A 276-nucleotide genomic window follows, 5' to 3' on the forward strand; every position below is an offset into this window, starting at 1 on the left:
TGTGGAAGTTGTGAAGATTTTCTAATGTTTAGAAACATAATGGGCATGTATCTATTCCAATCTTGGAGTGTAGACATACACTGTTTACAGTTAATCATAAAGGAGGGATTTTAGAATGGAAGAAAGACAGCAACCTGGAACCTATCAACATGGACACAGCGGTTATTATCCGGGTGGTGGTTATCACCACGGCCATGGAACGTACTATCCTGCTCAGGTAGGATATCCGGGATATGGATACCATCACGGTCACGGAGGCTACTATCCAGGGCATGG

The sequence above is a fragment of the Neobacillus drentensis genome (genome assembly GCF_036965645.1).
In the GTDB taxonomy this organism is placed as follows: Bacteria; Bacillota; Bacilli; order Bacillales; family Cytobacillaceae; genus Neobacillus; species Neobacillus drentensis_D.